3 protein-coding genes are annotated in these 2,181 nt (G+C 46.3%); all 3 read left to right on the forward strand.

From position 1 onward, the window contains the following. On the forward strand, nucleotides 1-837 hold an 837-nt coding region (locus VN105_RS27040; RefSeq protein ID WP_325646134.1), incomplete at its 5' end, for a glucose-1-phosphate thymidylyltransferase. 9 nt (nucleotides 838-846) lie between these two features. Further along, complete coding sequence (gene tpiA, locus VN105_RS27045; protein WP_325646136.1) at nucleotides 847-1,608, forward strand: triose-phosphate isomerase; 762 nt, start codon at nucleotides 847-849, stop codon at nucleotides 1,606-1,608. Between the two features lie 131 nt (nucleotides 1,609-1,739). Continuing rightward, on the forward strand, nucleotides 1,740-2,181 hold a 442-nt coding region (locus tag VN105_RS27050), incomplete at its 3' end, for a 2'-5' RNA ligase family protein (RefSeq protein ID WP_325646138.1).

Below are 2,181 nucleotides of genomic sequence, written 5' to 3' on the forward strand. Positions count from 1 at the left end.
CTGGCGCCGGGCAACCGGAAAAATTATCCGGGGGAAGTACTGGGAATTTATAAGCCTTGGGATATCTTTGCGCTCAACGATAAAGCGATCAGGGCAGATTATCAGCTGCTTACCACCGGAAGGCAGTCTGCCACCTTATCACACACCAATCAACAAAGCAATCATACGGACATTTTTGTGGAACCTGGCGCTAAAGTAGCATACAGCATACTGAATGCTGATACGGGACCGATCTATATCGGGAAAAACGCGGAAGTGATGGAAGGATGTATGATCAGGGGGCCTTTTGCGATGGGAGAGGGTGCAGTATTGAAAATGGGCACAAAAGTATATGGGGCTACCACGTTGGGGCCATATTGTACCGGTGGAGGCGAAATCAAAAACAGCGTGATGTTTGGTTACTCGAATAAGGGGCACGACGGTTACCTGGGGGATGCTGTGATAGGGGAATGGTGCAACCTGGGCGCCAATACATCGGGTTCCAACCTGAAGAATAATGTATCTGACGTGAAAGTATGGATGGAAGGGCCGGGAGAAGCGGTATCCGCAGGCAAAAAATGCGGGGTGCTGATGGGAGATTACAGCAGGTGCGGTATTAATACCATGCTGAATACGGGCACCGTGATAGGAGTATCGTGCAACGTGTTTGGGGGGCATTTCCCGCCAAAATTTGTGCAATCTTTCAGCTGGGGAAGCGACGGGGTTTACCGTTTGGCGGAGGCGCTGAAGGACGCCGGCAGCTGGATGGCTTTAAAAGGCCGGGAACTAACGGAAAAAGACAGGCAGGTACTGGAAGCATTATATGTCCAAATAAATCAGAAAGACCTTAAAACTTAATATCACAGTATGAGAAAGAAAATTGTTGCAGGTAACTGGAAAATGAACCTTACGCTGGCACAGGGTGAGCAGCTGATCAACGATATCCTGCAGGCAGGACTGAAACTGAAAGAAGGACAGGAAGTAATTGTGGCTACTCCGTTTCCTTATTTACAGAAGGCAAAGTCGCTGCTGAAAAATTATCCTGGTTTTTATGTGGCTGCACAGAACTGCTACAGTGAAAAATCAGGAGCTTTTACCGGCGAGGTATCTGCTGAGATGCTGCAATCAATAGGGGTGGATTACGTGATCCTGGGTCACTCTGAAAGAAGGGAATATTTCCAGGAAAGCAATGCTATGCTGGCAAAGAAGATAGACCAGTCGCTGGCTAACGGGCTGAAACCTATTTTCTGCTGTGGCGAGCCCCTGGAAATCAGGCAGGCTGAAACCCAGAATGCCTACGTGGCTAAGCAGCTGGAGGAAAGTTTGTACCATCTTACCGCAGAACAATTGAAAAATGTGGTGATTGCATATGAGCCTATCTGGGCTATTGGTACCGGCTTAACTGCAAGTGCGGCACAGGCTCAGGATATGCATGCGTTTATCCGTTCACAGATTGCTAATAAATTTGGCCGTGAGGCAGCCCTGCATACTACTATTTTATATGGAGGCAGTGCAAAACCGGGAAATGCGGTAGAATTGTTTGCCAATGAGGATGTAGACGGTGGTTTGATTGGTGGCGCCTCCCTGGTAGCAGCCGATTTTGTGGCGATTATTGAGAAGCTGGCTTAAGTAATTGAGAAATACGTAGTTGTAATAACTGCGTATTTTATTAGTAAATAATGCTAAAAAAATTAGTATTTCTGAAAAAAGGTTGTATATTCGTATTGTCATTCTAACAGGAAGAATTAAAATATCAGGTTATGAATACGAATTATGAAATTTCGGAAGAAGTATTTGATTATTTGGTGGTAGTGAATCCGGATGCATTGGTTGCGAAAGATGTGACCCGTATCCGGCAGTTTATAGCAACTGAGTTAGGCGATGCGAAGATGTCTTCTGCACCGGTTCATGTGGCCCTGTTCAGGTCTGCTTTCCCTGAGCGTTTCCAGGACGATTTTGTTGATATGCTGGAAGAGGTGGCGCGTAAGCAGGCTGGTTTTGCCATCTATACGGCAAAGATGGATGCTTTAAGGCATGCAGATGGTCATAACAGTGTTTTTATCAATGTCGCTAACCCCAAGCCATTGATTGATTTGCACCGTAGTATTATGCAGGCTTTTGAGCTGAAGCCGCAGGCATTCAAACCGCATATTATGCTGGCGAGAGGTTTGCAGGATGCAGAAGTAAATATGGTAATGCCAT

It is taken from the genome of Chitinophaga sp. (assembly GCF_035564935.1).
Classification (GTDB): Bacteria; Bacteroidota; Bacteroidia; order Chitinophagales; family Chitinophagaceae; genus Chitinophaga.